Below are 22872 nucleotides of genomic sequence, written 5' to 3'. Positions count from 1 at the left end.
ATCATCCAAACAAGAAGGAAGCAGGCATGGCCGTCACATTAAAGGATGTCGCAGAACGCGCGGGCGTGTCCCGTTCTGCGGTATCGCGCACCTTTACCGATGGGGCCTCAGTTTCCGACAAAATGCGTCGAAAGGTCGAAAAAGCGGCCCAAGATCTGGGATATAGCCCCAATTTCCTCGCCCGAAGCCTGACCACACGGCGCACCAAATTGATTGGTTTGGTGTCCAACAACTTTCACAACCCGATTTTCCTAGAGGTGTTTGATCTGTTTACCCGCGGCCTACAGGATCGCGGGCTGCGGCCATTGCTGGTGAATTTGACCGATGAAACCGATCCCGAAAATTCCGTGCGGATGCTGCAACAATATTCGGTGGATGGGGTCGTCGTCGCGTCCTCTACCCTGCCCCCAAATTTCGCCAAATCGTTTCGCGATGCCGGGGTTCCGGTGGTGCATTCCTTTGGCCGGTATTCCAGTTCACCTCAGGTCCATGTGGTTGGGGTGGATAACGTCGAATGTGGGCGTATGGCGGCGCAAACCCTGGTTGCTCGTGGCTATAAACATGTTGGATTTATGGGTGGACCGATTACCGCGACATCGACCCAAGACCGCTTCAAAGGCTTTGAACAAGAGTTGAAAAACCACCCCGACATCACCCTGAGCCACAGCTTTGCCGATGCCTATTCATTTGAAGCTGGCCGCACTGAAATGCAGCGTCTGCTAAACGAAACCCGCGCCGAAGCCTATTTTTGCGGGGATGATGTGCTGTCGATCGGGGCGTTGTCCGCGATCGATGACCATGGCCTGACAATCGCACAAGACATTGGCATTATTGGATTAAACGACATGGAAATGTCGCGGTGGGAAAACATAAACCTGACCACAATCCACCAGCCCATTCAACAAATCATCCGATCCTCCATTGAATTGATGGTCGCCATGTTAGAAGAACCCGACCGCTATCCCGAAGCACGCCTGTTCCCCTGTTCCGTTGTCGAACGCGGCACGTTGCGCCCTCCAGAAGGCAAGTAAATGTTCAAAAAAATCGTCGATTTGTTCCGCCCGATCCCACCCCGCACCAGCCCGCGCCCCAAAACCGTGATCGCACAGGGAAATCACATCGAAAATCTAGCGGCCCATCCAGAGGTCACACATGCCCCCATTTCCCAAGGTCAGACAGAGTTCGATCTGCCCGTTTGGGTTGACCACCCCGCCGATGCGGATCACGTCGACACCTACGCTGGCCTGTTCTGGGACGTTGAGCCGATGGGGGAATACCTGTATTACCTGTCCGGTAAATTTCTAAAGAATGACAAAGGGTTACTGCGTTTCAGAACCGCCCCAATCGAAACACGTGTTGAGCGAAATTTTGAAGTCGACGTCATGGAAGTCGCCTCTTTGAACGCAATGGACGACCAATTCATCGCCACCCAAACCGCCGCAGATTTGTCCGATATCGCAGCGTTGGATGTGGCCACAGCGGCGAATATGTTTGTGCCCAAAGCCTTTGAATTGGGTCAGGATCGCTGGATGATTTCGCTCAGCGGCCCCGGTATTAACGTACATTCAGGCGTGGCTCGTTTGATGCTGGGCCTGGGGCCGGATGATGCGCCATTTGTAGAAATTCTGTATCAGCGCCAGCAGCCCAAAGGCCCGGACGTTCCGCATGCGTCGTTAATATCTGTGTTTGTGTTTTGCACCGATGCCACCGCCAATATCGGCGCTTTGGCGCAGGAATTTGAAGCCCTGCGCCAACGGTATCGCGACATGCCATACCGCGCCCTGACTGGCGCGATCCGCATGTAATTACCGCAGCATCGGCGGACGTGCATCGACCCATGCCCCGTCGGTTTTGCCGCTTTCTGCGACCGCAAATACGGCGGCCATGGACCGCAAACCATCCACAGCACGCGGGTACAAGTTCGCTGCGGGATCCATGGCACGCCCTTCTTTTTCAGCGCGGATCGCTTCGGCCAAGTCTTTGTAAATATTAGCGAATGCCAATGGCATACCTTCGGCATGACCGATTGTGACGCGGGTGGTGCGGTCGGCTTCTGGGCTCAGCCCTGCTTCGCCCCGCTCGATCACTTGCAGTCGACCATTCAGCGGCATCCAAAACAGCTGATTTGGATGCTCTTGCGACCACCGCAACCCGCCCTTTTCGCCAAATACCTGAATGCCCAGACCATGCTGACGCCCAATCGCAACAGACGACGTCCACAACCGGCCAACCGCCCCGCCATCCATGCGGAAATTAACCATTGCGTCGTCTTCCAGCTCTCGGCTTGGCAGGCAAGACACTATGTCAGCGGACAGTTTTTCAACCTCTTGGCCAGTCACAAATGACGCCATATGCATCGCATGAATCCCACAATCTGCGAACTGCGCCGACACGCCAGCCTGCGCCGGATCATACCGCCAGCGCACCCGCGGATTGTCGGCATCGGCGGCATCTGCGTGATGGCCATGGGCAAACTCTGCTTTGACCAAACGGATCGCCCCTAAATCACCGCGCAAAACCATCGCCCGCATGTGCCGGACCAACGAATATCCGGTGTAACCATAGTTCACAGCACAGATTTTTCCGGTTGCTTGGCTGATCTTAACGATCTCTTCGCCCTCATCGACATTCATGGTCATGGGTTTTTCGCACAGCACGTGAAACCCGTTTTCAAGGAACGCTTTGGTGATTTCAAAATGCGTCGCATTTGGCGTCGCCACCGTGACCAGATCGACGCGGTCCGCGCGGTCCTTTTCACCGGCCAGCATGTCGCGCCAATCACCATAGGACCGGTCCGCCGCAAGGCCGAGCCGCTGACCGTAGTCACGCCCCGCATCGGGCCGATGATCCAAGGCGCCCGCGGTGAATTCAAATTCCCCATCAAGCCCTGATCCAAGCCGATGTGCCGGTCCAATTTGGCTGCCTTCGCCGCCGCCAATCATACCCCATTTAAGTTTTGCCATGATCAGGGTTCCTTAGTTAAAGCCAATAGATTCAAGGTATTCACGGTTCTTGGTCGCATCCCCCAAAGGGTCAGGATCAAGGTTGGGATCGCAGTCCTGTTCAATCGTGCACCAGCCTTCGAAACCGGTTTCCAACAGCAGGTCGCGTACTGCAGGCAGGTCAACCTCACCATCGGCCAGGTTGCAGAAAATGCCCTGCCCGCAGGCGTCATAAAACCCGGTGCGATTGGCGATAGCTTCTGCCTTGATGGCGGCATCCGTCGATTTGAAATGCACATAGGTGATCCGGTCCATATGCCGTTTCATGAACGCAACCGGGTCAAAGCCCGCATAGGTGCAATGCCCTGTATCTAAACACAATTTCAGCGTGTCTGCATCGACTTCTGATAGAATCCGTTCGACTTCGGGCTCAAAATCCATGAACCCGCCGGCATGGGGGTGCAATTCGGGGATCAGCCCATAATCCGCGCCCATTTTGGCGATGTCCACGATCCGGTCGCGATAGGCGTTCCATTCGTCATCGGCCATTTGTTCGGCCTCTGCGGGGCGGCCAGCGGTGGGGGCACGGCGTTCGGAAATGGAATCGATCAACACCAGATGTTTGGCGCCATGAGCGACCAGCGCTTCGCAGGTGCGTTTGGAGGCATCCACGACCTCATCCCATTTTGACGCGTCGTGGAACGGGCGGAAAATCACGCCGCCGATCAGTTCCAAATCGTTTTTAGCCAGCTCGTCTTTCAGGATCGCCGGGTCTTCGGGCATGAACCCAATCGGGCCCAATTCGATGCCTTTATACCCTGCGGCTGCGCAATCGCTCAGCACACTTTGCCATGTGGGGTTACGTGGATCTTCTGCAAATTCGACGCCCCACGAACAAGGGGCGTTACCGATTCTGATCGTCATTTTTTTGCCTTTCAAGACGGGATCGACGGCACGTCGACCCAAGTTTTCTGTTTCGAAGATGTCAAAGCGGCTGCCACAATCTGGTTCACCTCAAGCCCATCACGAAAGGTGGGCCAAACCGGTTTTCCGGTTTCGATTGCGTGTAAAAAATCGCGGGCTTCGATGATGATTTGATCCTGATAGCCGGTGCCATGTCCGGGCCCCTGACAAAAAGGTTCATAATCAGGATGCGCAGGCCCCGTCAGGATTTTGCGAAACCCGCGGATATGTTCGGGATCGTCTGATTGATACAACCACAACGCGTTCTGGTCCTCTTGGTCGAACCGAATTGCGCCTTTTGTGCCTGTGATTTCATAGGCATAGCCCATTTTTCGCCCCGACGAGATACGGCTAAAATACATCTGCCCCATGGCGCCATTTGCAAACCGCACCATCATTTGGGCGTGGTCATCATTGGTGACGTCGCCACCGGGGCGGGTTTTGTGAACGGTTTCAACTTCGGCGATCAATTTCGCCACAGGACCGATCAACGCGAGGGCCGCATTGATCATGTGGGGTGCCAAATCCCCCATCGTGCCGTTGGCCGCACCGGATGTGCGCCACGTGGCAGGGCTGTTGGGATCGGCGTAGAAATCTTCGGTATGTTCGCCCCGAAACCACGTGATGTCGCCAATTGCGCCATCCGAAATGAGCTGCCGGGCGAATTGACTGGCGGGGGTGCGGATATAGTTGAATCCCACCATGTTCACCACGCCCGCCTTCTCTGCGGCGTTGGTCATGGCGGCACTGTCAGCGGCATCCGCGCCCAGTGGTTTTTCGCAAAACACGGGTTTTTGCAGTGCAAATGCCGCCTCTGCGATGGCGCGGTGGGTGGATTGGGGCGATGCGATGATGATGGCGTCGACCTTGGGGTCATTGACCAACACGCGCCAATCATCCGTTGCGCGCGCAAAACCATAGGCCGCGCGATAGCGTTCGGCGCTGGCGGGCGTCGATGCCGCGACCATTTCCAGCCGTGGACGCAGGCCCGTATTAAACACCGCGCCAACCGCAGACATGGCCACCGCATGGGCCTTGCCCATATAGCCGCCACCCAAGATGCCGATTCCGATCTGTTTCAATGCTGATCCTCCCCGCCGATTGAAATATATTTGCAACCGGTTGCAAAACTTGTATCCTCAGATTCGAAATCTCGCAAGCTTCAAAAGCGGGAACGTTAATTTTGCCGCCCCGCAATTGGGGTGGGGCACAGAGGATAGCGCCACATGAATATGGCCCCGAACACCATTCGCCTGACCACTGCACAGGCCATCATCCGTTGGCTTGCCAACCAGTTTATTGTGATTGACAGCGTGGAAATGCGCGTTTGTGGCGGGGGGTTTGGCATCTTTGGCCACGGCAATGTGACCTGTCTGGGCGAAGCGTTGCATAATGTGCAGGACGAACTGCCGCTTTATCGGGGGCAAAGCGAACAAAGCATGGGATTCGCCGCCGCCGCCTATGCCAAACAATGGCTGCGTCAGCGGTTTATGTTTTGCACCGCCAGCGCCGGGCCCGGCACCAGCAATCTGGTGACCAGCGCCGCTCTGGCCCATGCCAACCGGCTGCCGATGCTAATGCTATGTGGTGATGGCTTTGTGACCCGCCTGCCCGATCCGATTTTGCAGCAGATGGAAAACTTCAACGATCCGACCTTTGGGGTGAATGACGCGTTCAAACCCGTCACACGTTACTGGGACCGCATCACCCATCCGGCGCAAATCCTCAGCGCGCTACCCAACGCATTGGCGACGATGCTGGACCCGGCAGAATGCGGACCGGCGTTTTTGGGATTGCCGCAGGATATTCAGGGCTGGAGCTATGATTATCCGGTTAGTTTTTTTGACAAAAAGGTGCATCGCATCCGTCGCCAAACGCCAGATATGGCCGAGGTTGACGATGCCGCTGCCCTGTTGAAATCCGCCAAACGCCCGATGATCATCGCCGGTGGCGGCGTGCAATATTCCGGTGCAGTGGCTGAATTGACGCGCTTTGCCGACACCCACAACATCCCGGTTGTCGAAACCATTGCCGGGCGCGCCAATTTGCTGGCAACCTATCCGCTGAATATCGGGCCTATTGGGGTCACGGGGTCAAATTCCGCCAACGCGATTGCCCAGCAGGCCGATGTGATCGTTGCGATTGGCACACGGCTTCAGGATTTTACCACCGGATCATGGACCGCGTTTGCGCCTGAGTCCCGGTTCATTTCCATCAATGTCGGGCGTTACGATGCGGGCAAACATATGTCTTTGCCCATAGTCGGCGATGCAAAACTGGCGCTGCCTTTGTTAGGACAGGGCCTAAATTCCTATGCCGCACCACCCGACTGGACTGCGCAGGCCCAGTCGGAACGGCACAAATGGGATGCCTATGTGGCCGAAAATACCGCCCCCGGAAATCGGCCCAATTCCTATGCGCAGGCCATCGGCGTGGTGAATGAATTATGTGCCCCACGCGATCGCATTGTCGCAGCCGCAGGTGGCCTGCCAGCCGAGGTCACCGCCAATTGGCGCACCTTGGATGTGGGCACGGTGGATGTGGAATTTGGGTTTTCCTGCATGGGATATGAAATCGCTGGCGGCTGGGGCGCACGGATCGCGCAGGCCGAACGTGAACCGGATCAGGACACGATCATTTTCACCGGTGACGGGTCCTATATGTTGATGAATTCCGACATCTATTCCTCCGTACTAAGCCAAAAGAAACTGATCGTGTTGGTGCTGGATAATGGCGGGTTCGCCGTGATCAACAAGCTGCAAAACAACACCGGAAATCAGAGCTTTAACAATCTGTTGGTGGATTGCCCGACCATCCCTCAGGCCTTTGGCGTTGATTTTACCGCCCATGCCGCATCCATGGGGGCCAGCGCCGAAAAAGTCGCCAATCCATCCGAACTGGCCGAGGCCTTTAAACGCGCCAAAGCGTCCGACAAAACCTATGTGATCGTGATGGATGTGGACCCCTATGAAGGCTGGACCCAAGAGGGCCACACATGGTGGGAGGTCGGAACACCCCATATCAGCGAGGACGAAAACGTCACCAAAGCGCATCTGGAATGGGAATCGTCGCGCGCCAAACAGCGAAAGGGCGTGTGATGGTGATCGACGGCATCGCCCAAAAGAAATTTCTGGTGATTGGGCGCGTTGGGATGGACCTGACCCCGACGCCGACCAATACCGCAACCCAGCATGCCACCGACATGATGGTGGCGATGGGGGGCTCATCGGCCAACATCGCTGCGGGTCTTGTAAAACTGGGCTGTCAGGCCGCGCTTGTGACGCGCGTGTCGGACGATTCCATCGGCTGGTATTGCCAGAACCAGTTGGATCATTACGGCGTGGACCGCCAACATGTGACGCCCATTTCAGGCGAAAGCCGCACGTCACTGGCGATTTATGAAACCCGCATTGAGGACCACCAATCGGTGATCTATCGCAACAATGCCGCCGATTTTCAGATGGATATCGCCGATGTTGAGGCGGTCGATTACAGCCAATACAGCGCATTGATCACCGCCGGAACTGTCTTTGCCGCCGAACCATCGCGCAGCGCCACATTCCGCGCCTTTGAACTGGCGCGCGCCGCTGGCATCCCGGTCATCTTTGACGTGGATTACCGCCCCTATAGCTGGCCTAGCCCGCAGGTCGCCCAACAGGTTCTATCCCGCGCCGGAACCCTGTCAGACATGATTGTCGGCAATGACGAAGAGTTCGGCTTTATGGCTGGTCACATCGACCAAGGTTTGGCCAAAGCCCGCGAACTGGCCCAGAAAAACGCCGCCATTGTGGTCTATAAAATGGGCGCTGAGGGGGCTGTGACCTTTGTTCAGGGGCAGGAAATCCGCACAGGGATCTATCCCGTTCAGGCCGTCAAACCCACCGGCGCGGGCGACAGTTTCATGGCCGGTTTTCTGGCCTCACTCGCGGATGGGCACCCTATGCGCGACGCCATTTTGCGCGGGTCCGCCTGTGCCTCGATCGTTGTGGCCAAACCCGGCTGCGCCCCCGCCATGCCCACCTTAGCCGAGCTTGACGCGTTCCTCGCTTCGCATCCCGGCGCTACCCAAGCTTGAAAGGATCAAGACATGCATATCCCGCCATTTGATAACAAAAACAAACCGATCGTTGACGCCGAGGATGGTTTTGTCCCGCTGAATTATTTCAACATGATCAACCTGAAAAAGGGCGAAGTGTTTGAATATGCCGTGCCCGGTTACGAAACCTGTATCGTGCCCGCCACAGGCAGCATTGATGTGCAGGTTGGCGATTTTCGCGCCGACGATCTGGGCGGGCGCGGTGTGGATGTCTGGGACGGCGATCCCGAAGGCGTCTATGTCCCGTCTGGCATGAAGGCGACGTTTACCTGCCTCAGCGACACCACCGAAGTGTTCATTGCCGGTGCCAAATTTGACGAGGTTCTGGAACCTTTTGCCGTACGCGCAGACGAATTGGACGTGGTGCAATACGGGTCCGACGACACCAAAACCCATCGCAAAATTAAACATATCCTCGGCCAGAAACAGCATGACAAAGTGGGCCGCCTGCTGGTCAGTGAACTTTACACTGTTGGCGCGGGCGGCTGGTCCGGTTTTCCGCCCCACAAACACGACACAGATCGTCTGCCGGATGAAACCCGCCATGATGAAACCTATAATTACCGGTTCCGGCCCAATTACGGCACCGGCGTTCAGATCATCCAACAAGAAGGGGACGATCTGGGACAAGCCCATCATATCAAAGATAAATCCACGATTTGTCTGCGCTCTGGCTATCACCCATGTGTGGCGATGCCGGGCTATGAAATGTATTATTTCACCATCCTTGGCGGTCTGTCTCAGCGTTCGTTGAAACAATATTTCCAGCCGCAACATGCCGAACAATTGCACACAATTCCCGGTATTCTGGACATGGTGGCGAAATTTAAATGACGCTGGCAACGCTTTCTGATGTGCTTCAACCTGCATTGAAACACGGGTATGCGGTGGCCGGGTTGGTCACGCTGGGCTGGGAAGATATGCGCGCCTTTGTCGCCGCCGCCGAGGCCGAAAATGTGCCGGTGATTTTGCAGGCAGGCCCGGGTTGTCGCGCGCATACACCGTTGCCGATCCTTGGCAAAATGTTCCGCCATTTGGCCGAAGCTGCCGATGTGCCGGTCGTGGCACATCTGGACCACGGCTATACGTATGAGGATTGCAAAATCGCGCTCGATTCGGGCTTTACGTCGGTAATGTTTGACGGATCTCGCACGTCTTTGGCCCAGAATATCGACGACACTGCCCGCATCGCAGACATGGCCCATGCCGCCGGAATGTCCTGCGAAGGCGAAATCGGTTTTGTCGGCTATAGCGGCGGCGAGCGGTCCGCCGGAACCGACCCGGACCAAGCGGCGCAATTTGCCCGCGACACCGGGGTCGATGCCATGGCGATTTCGGTCGGCAACGTGCATTTGCAACAGGACAAAGAGGGCGGATTGGACGAAGCCCGCATTCGCGCCATTCAGGCCGTCACAGATGTGCCGCTGGTCATCCATGGCGGATCCGGCGTGCCTGTGGCGCAACGCACCGCATTGGCGCGCGGATCAAACGTGTGCAAATTCAACATCGGCACGGAATTACGCATGGCCTTTGGCGCGGCGATGCGCAACGCTGTCAACGTTGACCCGGACAGATTTGACCGGGTCACCATCCTGCAAGAAACCCATGACCCGATGGTCGCGGCAACGCGCCGGGTTTTAGCCGCCTTCAAAGGAGCCTGACATGGTGCGTATCGGAATTCTGGGCTGTGGGCGCATTGGCCAAGTCCACGCCCGCACGTTAAATTTTCTGGACACCGCACAGGTTACAGCCGTGGCGGATGCCTTTGACGCACCGGCACAGGCGTTGGCGGCCAAAACAGGTGCACAGGTGATGAACGCGGATGAGTTAATCGCGTCCGATCAGGTGGATGCGGTGGTGATTGGCACGCCGACCACCCTGCATTACGATCAAATCCACGCCTGCGCCCGCGCGGGCAAGGCGATTTTCTGCGAAAAGCCTGTGGACCTGTCATCGGATCGCATTCGCGACTGTATTCGCATCGTCGAAGAGACAGGTGTGCCGTTTATGACCGCGTTTAATCGCCGGTTTGATCCCAGCTTTGCCGCAATGCAAAACCGGATCACCAAGGGTCAGATTGGCAATGTGGAACTGGTCACCATCCTGTCGCGCGACCCGTCCCCGCCCCCGATTTCCTACATCGAAACCTCAGGCGGGCTGTTTCGTGACATGATGATCCACGATCTGGACATGGCGCGGTTTCTGCTGGGCGAAGACCCGGTCAGCCTGCATGCGGTTGGGTCGTCCTTGGTTGATCCGCAAATCGGCCAAGCCGGGGATGTGGACACAGCCGCCGTGACGCTGACCACCGCCAGCGGCAAAATTTGCCAGATCAGCAATTCGCGCCGCGCCACCTATGGATATGACCAACGGATCGAAGTGCATGGCGCCAAAGGCATGTTGCGCGCGGAAAACCAATTAGAGGACAGCGTTGAAATCGCAACGGAAAATGGCATTACCCGGGCGCCAACACAGAACTTTTTCCTGGAACGGTATGAAGCTGCCTATCGCCATGAAATGACCCATTTCGTTGAGGCGCTAAACAATGGCACGCCGCCCCATCCGGGCATACGTGATGGGCTAAAGGCGCAATTGATGGCCGATGCCGCCGCGCAAAGCTGCGCAACGGGTCAACCCCAGATGCTGAACCTATAACGCTGTCGCGCGGTTAACCCCGCGCGGCCTGCACGGCTTGGGCGGCTTGGGCGATGGCTTCGTCGATGCTCAAATCAGACGTGTCGATCAGGATCGCATCTTTGGCGGCCACCATCGGCGCCTCGGCGCGGTCGGCGTCGCGTGCATCGCGGGCTTTGACATCTGCCAGCACGGTTTCGAAACTGTCATCGATCCCGTTGCTGACCAATTCTGCATGGCGACGTTTGGCGCGGATGTCCGCGCGGGCCGTGACAAATAATTTCACGTCTGCATCCGGGCAAATCACCGTGCCGATGTCGCGCCCATCCAGCACAGCGCCCCCGGCCCGCATGGCAAATGCGCGCTGAAAATCCAGCAACGCGGCGCGCACTTCTGGGATCACCGCGACCTTGCTGGCCGCCTGCGCCACATCCGGTGTGCGCAAATCGCCCTGCATCTGATCCAGAGTTAACGCTTTGGCCGCTTCGATCGGGTCAAACCCTGCCAACATCTGCGCGCCCACCGCCCGATAAAGCAGCCCCGTATCCAGATGCCCAAAGCCGAATTCGGCAGCCACGGCCTTGGAAATGGTGCCTTTTCCAGCTGCTGCTGGCCCATCAATTGCCACGGTAAAGCTCATCGCATCCTCCTGATATTCTGCACATATCTGGACCAAATTGGCCCCAAAGAAAAGGAGCCACAATGCGTATCACCCTACTTCACCCGCCCCATAGCGCAATCGGCAGCCGTATGCCGCGCGAAAACCTGCCACCCTTTGGGTTATTGTGCATTGGCGGGCCACTGATTGATGCGGGTCATGACGTGACATTGCTGAACGCGGACCCTGACAATCTGGACGATTTGACGATCCTGAAACGGCTCAAATCGACCCGGCCGGACGCCGTGCTGATCGGCCATTCTGGTTCGTCGTCTGTGCATCCGGTTGTGGCGCGTCTGGTGGCCCGCATTCGTGCGTGGCTGCCGCAGGTTCAGATCATCTATGGGGGTGTTTATCCCAGTTATCATTGGCAACAGGTGCTGGATCAATGCCCAGAGGTAGACGTGATTGTGCGCGGCGAAGGCGAAGCGACAGCCGTGTCATTGATGAGCGCCATTGCGGCCCAACACGACCTGCGCCAGATCCCCGGCATTGCGCTGCGGGTGGCAGGCAAACCCACGGCCACCCGCCCGGCCCCGATGATCAAAGACCTGGATGCTTATCGCATCGGTTGGGAACTGATGGATTTTGCCGATCATTCCTATTGGGGCGGTAAACGCGCGGTGATCCTGCAATTTTCGCGGGGCTGTCCGCATCTATGCACCTATTGCGGCCAACGTGGGTTCTGGACCAAATGGCGCTATCGTGATCCGGTCAAACTGGCCGCTGAAATCGCGTGGCTGCACCGCGAACATGGGGTCGAGCTGATCAATCTGGCCGATGAAAACCCCACCTCTTCGCGCCGCGTTTGGACGGCATTTTTGCACGCGATGATCGCTGAAAATGTCCCGGTTCAGATCATCGGATCGACCCGCGCGGATGATATTGTGCGTGATGCCGATTTGTTGCCGCTCTATAAACAGGCCGGTGTGTTGCGGGTTTTGCTGGGGTTAGAAGGCACAGACGAAGCCACGTTAGAGGCCGTCAAAAAGGGCGGCACCCGCGCCAAGGATCAACAGGCCATTCAATTGCTGCGCGCCCATGGCATGATCGGGCTTTGTACCTTTGCGGTTGGGTTCGAAGAAGAGACAGATCGCGATTACTGGCGTCTTTTGAAACACTTACTGGCATATGATCCGGATCAGGTCATGTCGGTATTTGCCACGCCGCACCGTTGGACCCCGTTTTTTGATCACGTCAAAAACCGCATTGTGATCGAACCGGATATGACGCGGTGGGATTACAAACACCAAGTGATGGAGGTGCCAAATGTTCCGGCTTGGCGGGTGTTTTTATGGGTGAAATTGATCGAAATGTGCCTGCAACTGCGCCCCAAAGCCTTGGCTCGGGTTTGGTTTCACCCGGACCCAGACATTCGACATGCCATGCGGTGGTACACGCGCATGGGGCGTCGTGTGGTGATCCGCGAAGTCTGGGATTTTATCCGTCGCTCACACCGCCCCACGGCCAGCGTCGCACAGGTTTTGGGGGAACAACGCCTGCCGGAAAACGCCTTGGCGCGGGGGGGATAGATCAGGATTTGGCGGGCCGAAAACGGCGATACAGCGCCAACAATCCGCCGATCAACAACGCGGTCATTGCGATTGTGTCACCTGCGGATTTGACCAGGGTGGCCCAATTGGCCGACGCAACCATGTCAGGGGTCACAGCATCCACCGTTTGACGCAACATACGTCCCACCAACATGTTTTCGGTGTAATCCGCAACCGCTGCGACACAGGCGGCGATGCTGAATTGCGTGGCCAATCGCGGCGCCCAGACCAGTCGCAAACCAAGGATCAAGGTCAGAGCCAGCAACCCCGGATAGATTAAATCCAACCGGTGTTGCGCGCCCAGATAGAGGTCACGCCCGTCTTGGCTGAGCGCGGTTAGAAACGTTTGCGCGGCGGCAAAATCATAGCCGCCCGGACGCATATCAAAGGCAGGCAGCCCCCCAGCTGCGGCCTGAATGGTCGGCAATGTCCATGTGATCATTGTCACATAGATCGCCATTGTGGCCGCAAACAGCCCCCAGAAAATACATCGTATCAACGGTTTGCCCGTTCAACGTTGGCACCCAGTTCCGCCATCAAAGGTTCAAAAATCGGGAACGATGTGGCGATTGGGTTGCCGTCATCCACAGACATCGGCGCATTGGTGCCCATGCCCATGATCATAAACGACATGGCGATCCGGTGATCCAGTTGCGCCATGGCGGTGGCCCCGCCCGGCACATTGCCGTGGCCCAGACCGTTGACGATCCACCAATCTTCGCCCTCTTCTACCGTCACACCTGCGGCCCGCAGACCTTTGGCCATGGCATCAATGCGGTCGCTTTCTTTGACGCGCAATTCTTTGACGCCGCGCATCACGGTCTGACCTTTGGCAAAACACGCCACAACGGACAGGACCGGATATTCGTCGATCATGGATGCGGCGCGTGCGGGGTCCACTTCGATGCCTTTCAGGTCCGGTGAAAACCGCGCCCGCAGATCGGCCACAGGTTCGCCGCCCTCAAAACGTTCGTTTTCATAAGTTAGGTCTGCCCCCATTTCGCGCAGGGTTGTAAACAGCCCCGCACGGGTTGGGTTCAGGCCAATATTAGGCACCAGCACGTCCGACCCTTCGGTGATGATCGCCGCGCAGACCGGGAATGCCGCAGATGACGGATCGCGCGGCACGGCGATGGTTTGCGGCTTCAATTCGGGCTGGCCTTTTAGGGTGATCACCCGGCCTTCTTCGGTTTGTTCAACGCGGATATCTGCGCCAAACCCGGCCAACATCCGTTCGGTGTGATCGCGGGTTGCCTCTGTTTCGATCACCACGGTTTCGCCCGGCGCGTTCAGCCCGGCCAACAGCACCGCGGATTTCACCTGTGCCGACGGCATGGGCACGGTATAGCGCACAGGCACCGGGTTTTGGGCGCCCACAATTGTCATCGGCAAACGGCCCCCGGCACGGCCCACCGATTGCGCGCCAAACAACGCGATTGGGTCTGTGACCCGCGCCATGGGGCGGCCATTCAGGCTGGCATCCCCGGTAAAGGTTACGGTGATCGGCGACGTGGCCATCGCGCCCATGATCAGCCGCACGCCGGTGCCGGAATTGCCGCAATCCACCACATTGTCGGGTTCCGCGAAACCGCCAACGCCGACGCCATGCACACTCCATTCGCCGCCGCCATGATCCGTGACCTCAGCCCCAAAGGCCCGCATAGCCTTGGCGGTATCCAGCACGTCTTCACCTTCGAGCAGGCCAGTGATGCGGGTTTCGCCCACAGCCATCGCCCCAAGGATCAATGAGCGATGCGAAATGGATTTATCACCGGGAACATTTGCGACGCCTTTCAGCGGCCCGCATTTACGAGAGGTCATAGGGATCGGGGTGCCGTGGCCAGACATGAGGGTCCTCGTCTTATATATGCAATGATTGCGTTAACGCCGGTTTAGACGACAGAAACGAAAACATCCATCGGATTTGACATCGCTTAGTCGCCAATAAAGTCCGCGCGCCGTTCCAACAGCGCCGCACAGAGGTAATCCACAAACAGCCGCACCCGTTTGACCCGCTGCAAATCGCCGTGCAGCAACACCCAAGTCGACCGGCTGCTTTCGAATTTGGTGCCGGGCACCCGTTGCAATTCGGGGAATTGCGCCTGCACCCAATTGGCCAAAAACGTCATCCCGGCCCCGGCGCGGGCCATATGCAGGTGCATTTCAGGATCCGCGATGGAATGACGAATGCGCCCTTTGGGAAAGGCGGATTGAGCGATCATTTGTTGCAATACCGGCTCTGGCCCATAACCAATCCAATCCAGCCCCTGCCCTTTGGGGCCTGCCTTGGGCAAGGCGCGATCCAGATAATCCCGCGCCGCAAACACCCCGATATTGAGCGGGAATAGCTTGCGCCCGACCACGTCCTCTTGGACCTGCGTCACATGTCGGATCGACACATCTGTTTCCAGTTTTTCGATGGAATCGATGCCAAATGACAGCCTAAGTTCCAGATCAATTTCAGGGTAAAGCGCTGAAAAGTCCGCCAATACCGGGGCCAGCAAAAAATGCGCCGTCATGGGGTCCACCGACACCCGGATGTGACCGCTGGCCTCTCGGTCCAGCCCTTGCACGGCGCTGAACCCTTGCAGCAATTGCGCCTCAGCCTCTAACGCTTGGGGCAGCAATGTTTTGCCGGCGGCGGTTAAATGCAGACCATTTTGCGCGCGCCGAAACAACTGCGCCCCAAGCTGCGCCTCCAGCGCCTCTATTTGACGTCGCAGCGTCGCATGGGTTGCGTTTAAATGATCCGCCGCCGCCCGCAATGATCCTTCTCGGGCCACGGCCAGAAACGCAGGCACAGATTTCCAATCCATCATAGGTGGTTCATTTTTGATCCATAGGTGGGCATTTCAGGCAATTCATGGGTCAATTTTGACGTGCTAGATCGGTCCCGTCAAGTTAACACCCCCAATTAGGACCCATTCCATGACCCACCAATCCGCAACAACAACCTTTCAGGCTGCCTCCTCCACCTCATTCGCCCAAGCATGGCGCGTCACGCGATATGGCGGACCCGAAGTGTTGGAACCCACATCCTTTGCCGTGCCAACCCCACCCAAAGGCGAGGTGCTGATCAAAATTCACGCCTCAGCCGTCACCCGCGCCGACGGGATGATGCGTGCTGGCACACCAAAATTTGCCCGCTTGTTTCTCGGGCTGGGCAAACCCAAACAAGACCGGATCGGCACAGGTATTTCCGGTGTGGTTCAAGCCGTCGGGACCGATGTGACCCAGTTCAAAGTGGGCGATGAAATCTTTGGGGAAACGGGGCTGCGATTTGGCGGCAACGCCAGCCATATCTGCCTGCCAGAGGATTACATGCTGGTGCATAAACCCGCGCAATTGTCCCATGCCGAAGCCGCAGGAATGTGCGACGGCCCCCTGACATCGTTCAACTTTTTATCTCAGCTGGCCCAAATTCGCCCCAATGATAAAGTGTTGATTTTAGGCGCTTCTGGATCACTTGGCACCGCAGCGGTGCAGATCGCCGCCGCATTGGGCGCGCAGGTCACAGGCACATGCAGCACCCGCAACACCGGGCTGGTGGCGTCGCTTGGGGCGCATCATGTGATTGATTATACGGACACCGATTTTACCCAGGACACACGCCAATATGATGTGATCTATGACACGCTGGGCGTGTCGAATTTCGACGATTGCAATCCGGTTCTGACCCGCACGGGCCGCTATTTGTCACCGGTTTTGGGGCTTGGATTGCTATGTGCGATGTTGCGCAGCAAATTCACCCGCAAAAAGGCGCAATTTTCGGCCACAGGCATGTTACCCGTCAAAGAGTTGCGCCCTATGATGGCGCAGATTTTGGACCTCGTTGCCCAAGAGAAACTGCGCCCTGTGATGGACCGGTCCTGGCCTTTGTCTGACCTGCCAGAGGCCCATTCCTACGTGGAAACAGGCCGCAAACGCGGCAATGTCACCGTGTCCTGATCAAACACTGTCCTAAACGAAAAAGGCCAGAGCAATCCCAGCTCTGGCCTCTTTTATACCGTTCTGGGCAAATTACTGCCCCAGACACCACCGCATCACGGCCTTTTGGGCATGCAGTCGGTTTTCGGCTTCGTCAAAAATCACCGAATGGGGGCCATCCATCACGGCGCTGGTGGCTTCGTCATCGCGGTGGGCGGGCAGACAATGCATGAACAGCGAATCTGATTTTGCGTGGCTCATCAACGCGTCATTCACCTGATATCCGCGCAGCTGATTGTGGCGCCGTTCGCGGGCCGATTGCGGATCATGCATCGACACCCACGTATCCGTCACCACCAGATCGGCACCTTTGACGGCTTTTACCGGGTCGCGTTCGATGGTCACATTTGCGCCTTTGGCACGGGCTTCGTCAATGAAACCTTGTTCGGGATCAAGTGGTTCCGGCCCGGTAAAGACCAGATCAAACCCAAATTGACCCGCCGCATGGGCAAAGCTGGCAAATACATTGTTACCGTCGCCAGACCAGACAACTTTCTTGCCAGCGATCGGCCCGCGCTGTTCCTCAAATGTCAGGATATCGGCCATGATTTGGCAGGGATGGGTGCGATCGGTCAGGCCGTTGATCACCGGAACGCTGGCATATTCGGCCATTTCCAGCAGGGTCTGTTCCTCAAAGGTGCGGATCATGATCAGATCAACATAGCGCGACAGAACGCGCGCCGTGTCGGCAATGGTTTCGCCGTGGCCCAGCTGCATATCCGTGCCGGACAGGACCATAGTTTGCCCGCCCATTTGCCGCACGCCAACGTCGAACGAAACGCGGGTCCGGGTCGATGGTTTTTCAAAAATCAACGCCACCATGTGGTTTTTCAAGGGCTGCTCGGCGTCCAGCGTGCCCTTTGGCAGGCCAGCACGCGCAGATTTCATCGCTGCGGCCTGATCTAAGATGCCCCGCAATGCGGCCGGGTCGGTTTTGTTGATATCCAGAAAATGATTCATATCTTTGTCTTTCTCGTCAGAGGCATCCGCCCCAAATTCACTAAACGGGAAATTCCGTTATATATCAAAGGGCAGAGGCCGCCTGATCCAGACGTTTGAACGCCTGATCAATGTCGTCATCTGTCAGGTTCAGCGGGGGCAAAAGCCGCACAACGTTATCCGCAGCAGGCACGGTGATCACATCGTTATCATAGCCTGCTTGCACCAAATCCATGTTGCTGAGCTTGCATTTCAGCCCCAGCATCAGCCCCGCGCCGCGCACCTCTTCGAAGATATCTGGATGGGCGGCGATCAGGCCTTCTAGCTTTTGGCGCAGCAGGGCGGATTTGCGGTTCACCTCGGCCAGAAATGCAGGATCCCCCACGATTTCCAGCACTTTTGCGCCCACAGCACAGCCCAGTGGGTTGCCGCCATAGGTGGACCCATGTGTGCCCGCGACCATGCCTCTGGCGGCGGCTTCTTTGGCCAACACGGCCCCCAACGGGAACCCGCCACCGATGCCTTTGGCAACCATCATGATGTCCGGCGTGATGCCCGCCCATTCATGTGCAAACAGACGCCCCGTGCGCCCAACGCCGCATTGCACTTCGTCCAGAACCAGCAAAATGCTGTGTTCATCACAGATGGCGCGCAAAGCTTGCAAATCTGCATCCGGGATCGTGCGAATGCCGCCTTCGCCCTGAACCGGTTCGATCAGGATCGCCGCGGTTGTGTCAGAGATGGCGGCGCGCACTGCGTCCAGATCAAGGAAAGGCAGATGTACAAATCCCTCAAGCACCGGGCCAAAGCCGCCGATCATTTTTTCCGACCCTGCCGCCGCGATGGCCGCAGATGACCGGCCATGAAAACAGCCGTCAAAGGTCAGAATGTCGATTTTTTGGGGTTCGCCCTGATCGTGCCAGTATTTGCGCACCATTTTTACGGCCAATTCGCAGGCTTCGGTGCCGGAATTGGTGAAAAACACGGTGTCGGCAAAGCTGAGATCGACCAGCATATCCGCCAATTTCTGCTGGGCAGGAATCTGATAGAGGTTGGACACGTGCCACAGGTTTTGCGCCTGATCGGTCAAGGCGTTGACCAGTTCAGGGTTTGCATGGCCCAGCGCATTCACCGCAATCCCAGCGCCCAGATCCAACATGCGTCGGCCCTCTGCGGTCTCAAGCCAGGCGCCTTGGCCTTTTTCGAACGACAAAGGGGCGCGATTATAAGTCGGCAATACGGAAGGGATCATGTCTGTGGTCCTTCAACAGAAAGCCCGTTGGTGCCGTAGCGGCAGGGCTGTGTCAATAATTTGCAGAGATTTGGAGAAGAGATGCGCATAGGCGCGACGAAACAACGCTATTAATTAGCGTCGGCGTCGGACAAAAATGAGTGCATATGTCATCATGCGGCCCGTGTAGAGCATTCGATCGCGTCTGTGAACCCCTTTGGTGGGGCGGCATGAAACGGTGCGAAATCCGTTGCATCCCGTACGGACGATTGTGTCACCACCGCGCATAGTTGTGTCGACCCAATGGGACAGGGACGACCACAATGATAAATGCCTGTTTCTATTGATCAGAAGAAACGGTCGGACCAACAAGTTCGATCCGGTTCGTCCAAATATATCCGTCGAAATGTTCTGGCACATTGGCAAGAGTGGTCGCATCGTCGATACCGCTGATGAAACCAGACCCGTCATACGGACCGGCGATAATAACGTCGGTGCCTTTGTCACCTAGACGGCGGGTGAAACGATGCGGCCAGCCCCACAAAAAACCAGCGTAATTCTGCGGAACGACAATCATCGTGTCCCGGCAGACTTCTGGTACATACCCGCTCCAACCGATTGCAAAATACCTCATTAGGCAGCTTTTAATCATGGCTTTGTCAAAACCGCGCAGGCCAAGTGGCGCATCGATGACGGCCTGTGTTGGCGAGCTGCCACCATAAACCCCGTAAACCCGTTCACGCAATTCTGGGTTTTCAAGCAGTGCCAACAAAGCGACACCGTCACCGCGGCGCGTGCTCTTGAAATTCACCAAAAATGCGCCACCCATATCTTGGGATAAAACGGTGAGCAGGTCAGGCATTTGCCCAATCGCCTGCCCCCGAAGTGGAAACGAACCGCTGCCATCATCGATACGATAGCCAAGGTCGAGAGCTTGGAGATCGGCAAAATTCTGATTGTGGGTGACACCAGTCCCATCGGTCCGACAATCCACGGTCCAATCATGAAACACGGCAAAAACGTTATCGTTGGTCAGGTGAACATCGATTTCAACAACGTCCGCTCCTAGGCGAAAGGCTTCGCGCATGGATGGCAGCGTGTTCTCAATAAAACGATGTTCGATTGGCTCCACAGGAGAGGCATGACAAGAATCGACCGACCGATCTGATCCTGTGTAAATGTGATGCACACCGCGATGGGCAATGACACGGGTTTTGTGACTCTCGACTTGTGAAACCAACAATGAAGAGTTTGCAGCCCAAAGACCGAGGCCAACCACAACAATAACAAAGACGAAACGCTTAAAAAACTTTAACATGTGAAGTGGTTACAATGTGATTCAGGTTTTGAAAAGCTAGATTTCACAGCATGGCAAAAGTTCGCTAAGCCCCTGCGTGTCGCCCCGTGTTTTTGCAATCTGCCGCATCTTTCTTGATGCAGGCGCGCACCCATTTGGCCGCAGATCGATAATGGGATGGGCCCGCAGCTTCGGCCCAGCGGCCGGGGGTCCATTTGTTATTAGCGCCCTGCATTGGGCCACCATATAGCGCGCCGTCATCCCGTGTGTGAATGAAATCGATCAGCGCGGCATGATTTTGCGCCAGCATGTCACGCACATCATCCCAGCCCAAATCCGCCTGCTGCCCGCGCAACATGGCGTTATAGGATTTCAGATCGCTCCACTTATAGCCTTGGGCGGGGAAATAAACCTGTTTGCCCGCCAACCCATCCACATACCACCCTAAAAACAACGCAATCCAGTGGGCACGATGGCCGATCACATCCTTGATCGAAGTGTCTTGTTCGCGTTTGCGCAGGGCCTGATCCGCAGGCATATCCGCGATCAGTTTTTGCAATTTGGCATATTCTTTGTCGGCGATTTTGATCAGGTCCAGTTTGTGCGTCGCTGCAGGCATGGCGATCTCCTTTGAAACTGATTGACACTTTCGCCGAACTGACGCCTTGATCCGCGTCATGTTACATCAACAAAATCCCCGGCTCGCGATCCTATTGATGATCACAGCGACGGCGTTCATCGCTGGCACAATGCTGAGCGCGAAATTGCTGGGCACGGATGCGCTTGGCCCTGCTTTGCCCGCATTGCAGGTAACCCATGGCCGGTTCACATTTGCCTTGCTTGCCTTTTTGGTGGCCACGGCCGTGATCCGCCCTGCCTTTACCCGGCCGCACTGGCGATTGCACATCGCGCGCACGACCTGTGGCGCGTTGGGGGTGACGCTGATGTTTGCCGCAGCGGCCCGCATTCCGTTATCGGATGCAACGGCGCTTAGTTTTTTGAACCCGATCTTTGGGATGATGCTGGCCATTCCCCTATTGGGTGAACGGGTGGGGCCGGTCCGCTGGGGGGCCGCGGGGATCGCGTTGATAGGCGCAATGATCCTGCTGCGCCCCGGCTTTGCCACGTTTCAGGCCGCCGCATTGCTGGCCGTGGGCGCGGCCATGGCGCTGGGACTAGAGCTGATCTTTATGAAGAAACTGTCAGGGCGCGAAAAACCACTGAAAATCCTGTTGGTGAATAATATTCTTGGCTTTTCGATTGCCAGTCTGGTTGTGATCCCGGTTTGGCAAATGCCCAATGCGGCCCAATGGGCGGTTTTGGTGGCGCTTGGTGTGTTAATGGCCTTGGCGCAAACCTGTTTTCTAAACGCAGTTGCCCGCGCCGAGGCCAGTTTTATCACGCCTTTTTCATACCTTACGCTGGTTTTTGTCGCGCTTTATGATGGGGTGGCGTTCCAATCCTGGCCCAACATCGTATCGCTACTGGGTGCCGGTGTCATCATTGCCGGGGCGGCGTTATTGGCCTTTCGTGAGGCGCGGATCGCCCGTTAACCTCGCCTTCATAGCTGTGTTTCAAAGGTCGCGCATGCAAACGATCCGTATTATCCCGCGACAGGCGCTTGTATCCCGGCCAAGGGTGCTTAAAATAGGATGCTGACGAATTCAGATGGGTCGGGCGGTTTCACGCGCGCCCCCTTACCAAAGGAAATGCCATGTCCTGGACCGACGAGCGGGTTGAGCTGCTTAAAAAGATGTGGGGCGAAGGCCAGTCCGCCAGCCAGATTGCCAAGGAACTGGGCGGGGTTACCCGCAACGCAGTGATCGGCAAAGTGCACCGTTTGGGGCTGTCCAACCGGACCAGCACAACAACGGCGGCAAAAACCACCAAAGAAAAATCCGCGCCCAAGCCCAAGGCAACAGCGGCCCCCAAACCCAAGGCCGAGCCCAAGGCAGCCGCCCCGGCGGCCAAGCCAGAGATCGACACATCCAAGCCGCTGCCCATGAGCCCAGCGCGCCGTGCGATCATTCCCGCGGGCCAGCCATTGCCACCACAGCCTTCGGCCAATGAAATCAGCCCCGAAGCATTGGCCAAGGTCAGTGAAGTGGAAAAAGGCGCTAAGAAAATCAGCCTGATGGAATTGACCGAACGGACCTGCAAATGGCCCATCGGCGATCCGGCCACTCCAGATTTCTGGTTCTGCGGCCTGCCCGTTCAACAAGGCAAACCCTATTGCGAAGCCCATGTCGGCGTGGCGTTTCAGCCCATGTCATCACGGCGCGACCGCCGCCGGTAATCCCGGACATATTGATCTGACAAAGCCCTGCCAAACTGGCGGGGCTTTTTCGTTGGCTTGGTGACTGATCACCCCGCTGGTGTCGCCCCTTGGCCGCAGCTTTTGGCGATCTTGGTTGTTGTGCATCGCCCTGCACCCGCGTACCAGTTTTGCATCGCCCTGATCCACCATCAGGTCGGTGTTCAAACAGGAATATTCATGCAAAACCTCGCCCCCCGAAACGCATCTACAAATGCCCCGGCAAACGCCCCTGCAAACGCACGGGCCAACCTGATC

22 protein-coding genes are annotated in these 22872 nt (G+C 56.9%); 11 read left to right on the top strand and 11 right to left on the bottom strand.

The window, feature by feature from the left end:
• Positions 1 to 26 precede the first annotated feature (26 nt).
• Positions 27 to 1031 carry a LacI family DNA-binding transcriptional regulator gene (locus tag AB1F12_RS04275; protein ID WP_368186827.1) on the top strand — a complete coding sequence of 335 codons (1005 nt, stop codon included), beginning with the start codon at positions 27 to 29 and terminating at the stop codon, positions 1029 to 1031.
• Positions 1032 to 1805 carry a hypothetical protein gene (locus AB1F12_RS04270; RefSeq protein WP_368186826.1) on the top strand — a complete coding sequence of 258 codons (774 nt, stop codon included), beginning with the start codon at positions 1032 to 1034 and terminating at the stop codon, positions 1803 to 1805.
• Here AB1F12_RS04270 and AB1F12_RS04265 read toward each other — a convergent pair whose 3' ends face one another.
• The 3 genes from AB1F12_RS04265 to AB1F12_RS04255 are packed head-to-tail and all read right to left on the bottom strand — an operon-like array spanning position 1806 to position 4987.
• Positions 1806 to 2963 carry a Gfo/Idh/MocA family protein gene (locus AB1F12_RS04265; RefSeq protein ID WP_368186825.1) on the bottom strand — a complete coding sequence of 386 codons (1158 nt, stop codon included), beginning with the start codon at positions 2961 to 2963 and terminating at the stop codon, positions 1806 to 1808.
• 12 nt (positions 2964 to 2975) lie between these two features.
• Complete coding sequence (locus tag AB1F12_RS04260) at positions 2976 to 3866, bottom strand: TIM barrel protein (protein ID WP_368186824.1); 891 nt, start codon at positions 3864 to 3866, stop codon at positions 2976 to 2978.
• A gap of 11 nt (positions 3867 to 3877) precedes the next feature.
• Complete coding sequence (locus tag AB1F12_RS04255; RefSeq protein WP_368186822.1) at positions 3878 to 4987, bottom strand: Gfo/Idh/MocA family protein; 1110 nt, start codon at positions 4985 to 4987, stop codon at positions 3878 to 3880.
• Between the two features lie 144 nt (positions 4988 to 5131).
• Between AB1F12_RS04255 and iolD the strand changes: the two genes are divergently transcribed.
• Genes iolD through iolG form a run of 5 tightly spaced genes read left to right on the top strand, consistent with a single transcriptional unit; the run spans position 5132 to position 10656 of the window.
• Positions 5132 to 7003 (top strand): 3D-(3,5/4)-trihydroxycyclohexane-1,2-dione acylhydrolase (decyclizing), encoded by a 1872-nt coding sequence (iolD, locus tag AB1F12_RS04250; RefSeq protein ID WP_368186820.1) that lies wholly within the window; start codon positions 5132 to 5134, stop codon positions 7001 to 7003.
• A complete protein-coding gene (gene iolC / locus AB1F12_RS04245) occupies positions 7003 to 7980 on the top strand; it encodes a 5-dehydro-2-deoxygluconokinase (RefSeq protein WP_368186819.1) in 978 nt (325 codons plus the stop codon). Before iolD ends, iolC begins: the two co-directional genes overlap by 1 nt.
• Positions 7981 to 7992: 12 nt before the next feature.
• Positions 7993 to 8835, top strand: coding sequence for a 5-deoxy-glucuronate isomerase (locus AB1F12_RS04240; RefSeq protein WP_368186817.1), 843 nt, complete (start codon positions 7993 to 7995; stop codon positions 8833 to 8835).
• On the top strand, positions 8832 to 9662 hold the full coding sequence (locus AB1F12_RS04235) for a class II fructose-bisphosphate aldolase (protein ID WP_368186816.1): 831 nt from the start codon (positions 8832 to 8834) through the stop codon (positions 9660 to 9662). Before AB1F12_RS04240 ends, AB1F12_RS04235 begins: the two co-directional genes overlap by 4 nt.
• 1 nt (position 9663) lies before the next feature.
• Complete coding sequence (gene iolG, locus AB1F12_RS04230) at positions 9664 to 10656, top strand: inositol 2-dehydrogenase (protein WP_368186814.1); 993 nt, start codon at positions 9664 to 9666, stop codon at positions 10654 to 10656.
• A 13-nt stretch (positions 10657 to 10669) separates the two neighbouring features.
• Here the strand turns inward: iolG and AB1F12_RS04225 are convergent, their stop codons facing one another.
• Entirely contained in the window at positions 10670 to 11275 is a 606-nt protein-coding gene (locus AB1F12_RS04225; protein ID WP_368186813.1) for a d(CMP) kinase, read from the bottom strand.
• A 62-nt stretch (positions 11276 to 11337) separates the two neighbouring features.
• On the opposite strand from AB1F12_RS04225, the gene bchE reads away from it, so the two are divergent.
• Positions 11338 to 12825, top strand: a complete 1488-nt coding sequence (bchE, locus tag AB1F12_RS04220) for a magnesium-protoporphyrin IX monomethyl ester anaerobic oxidative cyclase (protein WP_368186812.1) — start codon at positions 11338 to 11340, stop codon at positions 12823 to 12825.
• A 1-nt stretch (position 12826) separates the two neighbouring features.
• Here the strand turns inward: bchE and AB1F12_RS04215 are convergent, their stop codons facing one another.
• From AB1F12_RS04215 to AB1F12_RS04205, 3 genes are all read right to left on the bottom strand, one after another.
• On the bottom strand, positions 12827 to 13345 hold the full coding sequence (locus AB1F12_RS04215) for a hypothetical protein (protein WP_368186811.1): 519 nt from the start codon (positions 13343 to 13345) through the stop codon (positions 12827 to 12829).
• Positions 13342 to 14694 (bottom strand): 3-phosphoshikimate 1-carboxyvinyltransferase, encoded by a 1353-nt coding sequence (aroA, locus tag AB1F12_RS04210; RefSeq protein ID WP_368186810.1) that lies wholly within the window; start codon positions 14692 to 14694, stop codon positions 13342 to 13344. The genes AB1F12_RS04215 and aroA overlap by 4 nt, the downstream gene beginning before the upstream one ends.
• An 86-nt stretch (positions 14695 to 14780) precedes the next feature.
• Positions 14781 to 15665, bottom strand: coding sequence for a LysR family transcriptional regulator (locus tag AB1F12_RS04205; RefSeq protein ID WP_368186808.1), 885 nt, complete (start codon positions 15663 to 15665; stop codon positions 14781 to 14783).
• Between the two features lie 109 nt (positions 15666 to 15774).
• On the opposite strand from AB1F12_RS04205, the gene AB1F12_RS04200 reads away from it, so the two are divergent.
• Positions 15775 to 16794 carry an NAD(P)-dependent alcohol dehydrogenase gene (locus AB1F12_RS04200; RefSeq protein ID WP_368186806.1) on the top strand — a complete coding sequence of 340 codons (1020 nt, stop codon included), beginning with the start codon at positions 15775 to 15777 and terminating at the stop codon, positions 16792 to 16794.
• Positions 16795 to 16866: 72 nt separating this feature from the next.
• On the opposite strand, the gene argF is transcribed toward AB1F12_RS04200, so the two are convergent.
• The 4 genes from argF to AB1F12_RS04180 form a co-directional block, all read right to left on the bottom strand.
• Positions 16867 to 17793, bottom strand: coding sequence for an ornithine carbamoyltransferase (gene argF / locus AB1F12_RS04195; RefSeq protein WP_368186805.1), 927 nt, complete (start codon positions 17791 to 17793; stop codon positions 16867 to 16869).
• Between the two features lie 64 nt (positions 17794 to 17857).
• Positions 17858 to 19024, bottom strand: coding sequence for an aspartate aminotransferase family protein (locus AB1F12_RS04190; RefSeq protein ID WP_368186804.1), 1167 nt, complete (start codon positions 19022 to 19024; stop codon positions 17858 to 17860).
• 319 nt (positions 19025 to 19343) lie between these two features.
• Entirely contained in the window at positions 19344 to 20321 is a 978-nt protein-coding gene (locus tag AB1F12_RS04185; protein ID WP_368186802.1) for a glycerophosphodiester phosphodiesterase family protein, read from the bottom strand.
• A gap of 64 nt (positions 20322 to 20385) precedes the next feature.
• Positions 20386 to 20919, bottom strand: coding sequence for a ClbS/DfsB family four-helix bundle protein (locus AB1F12_RS04180; RefSeq protein ID WP_368186801.1), 534 nt, complete (start codon positions 20917 to 20919; stop codon positions 20386 to 20388).
• Positions 20920 to 20977: 58 nt separating this feature from the next.
• On the opposite strand from AB1F12_RS04180, the gene AB1F12_RS04175 reads away from it, so the two are divergent.
• Positions 20978 to 21853, top strand: coding sequence for a DMT family transporter (locus tag AB1F12_RS04175; RefSeq protein WP_368186800.1), 876 nt, complete (start codon positions 20978 to 20980; stop codon positions 21851 to 21853).
• A 161-nt stretch (positions 21854 to 22014) separates the two neighbouring features.
• Positions 22015 to 22596 (top strand): GcrA family cell cycle regulator, encoded by a 582-nt coding sequence (locus AB1F12_RS04170; protein ID WP_368186798.1) that lies wholly within the window; start codon positions 22015 to 22017, stop codon positions 22594 to 22596.
• Positions 22597 to 22872 lie beyond the last annotated feature (276 nt).

The organism is Aestuariibius sp. HNIBRBA575 (assembly GCF_040932005.1).
Taxonomy (GTDB): Bacteria; Pseudomonadota; Alphaproteobacteria; order Rhodobacterales; family Rhodobacteraceae; genus CANLNM01.
This window is presented reverse-complemented; position numbering and strand designations above follow the sequence as displayed.